Origin of the sequence: Acinetobacter sp. GD03645 (assembly GCF_029845285.1) — a bacterium.
GTDB classification, from domain to species: domain Bacteria; phylum Pseudomonadota; class Gammaproteobacteria; order Pseudomonadales; family Moraxellaceae; genus Acinetobacter; species Acinetobacter corruptisaponis.
Genome location: NZ_JAOCLL010000050.1, coordinates 1 through 1,159 on the forward strand (window position 1 = coordinate 1; position 1,159 = coordinate 1,159).

Annotated in this window: 1 pseudogene; it reads right to left on the minus strand. The window is 38.1% G+C overall.

Annotated elements, in window-relative coordinates:
* Window positions 1-1,159 (minus strand): annotated as a pseudogene (locus tag N5J47_RS18080) (IS3 family transposase); the annotation flags it as partial.

Here is a 1,159-nt window from a genome sequence, read left to right on the forward strand (position 1 = left end):
TTCTGTACTGTACAGGACTCAGTCCTTTTAGTTTCACCTTGATTCGATCATGGTTGTAATAGTGGATGTATTTTTTCACGACTTGTTCCAGTTCATCAATGGATTTAAATTCTTCTCCATAAAAACACTCTGATTTCAGTATTCCAAAGAAGCTTTCCATAGAGGCATTGTCTAAACAATTTCCTTTACGTGACATACTTTGTGTTAAGCCATTCTGTTTCAATTGTTCTTGATAATAATGCATTTGGTATTGCCATCCCTGATCTGAATGGATCATCGGTTTGTCATCAGGTTTTAGTTTATCTATAGCTTTCTTGAGCATATCTTTCACCAATCCAAATACTGGTCTGCGTTGAATATGGAAAGCTATGATTTCGCCATTAAATAAATCCATGACTGGTGATAGATAAAGCTTCTCTCCCCGAACATTGAACTCAGTCACATCAGTTACCCATTTCTGGTTGGGCTGTTCTGCCTTAAATTGACGTTGTAATACATTGTCTGCAATCTTGCCCACTTGTCCTTTGTAAGAGCGATATTTCGTGGCTCTGACACGTGATTTAAGTTGCATAGACTGCATCAATCGTTGAACACACTTATGATTGATCACCAAACCTAAATTCCTCAAGGCAAGGGTAATCCTACGATAACCATATCTTCCTTTATGCTGATGATAGATTACCCTGATTTTCTTTTTCAAATCATAATCTTGATCTTCATGTTTATATATTTGCACATGGTAATAGTAAGTACTGCGTGACATCTTGGCTGCATGTAATAAATGCTTTAATGAGTAGGTTTGCCTTAATCCTGATATAAGTCCTGCAAGCGCTGCTGTTCGGCAGCTTCTTTTGCTTCCTGTTCCAGCCTTAAGGCTTTCAGCTTTTTTAAAAAGGCATTCTCTGCACGTAAATATGCTAATTCTTCCAGTAACTCTTTTTGGGTTTTATCTTGGTCTGCCTTAGAGAGTTTGATCGGTTTAGGCATAAGTTTGGTTCGTCCTTTAGGCTTCGGTTTTAATCCATCTATACCGTGCTCTCGATATTGACGCAACCAATTAAATACCTGTGATGGGCTTTTAAGGTCGAATTTAATCATTGCTTCCCGAGCGGATAAACCATCTGTTTGAACCGACTCTATCACTGCCAGTTTAATTTCA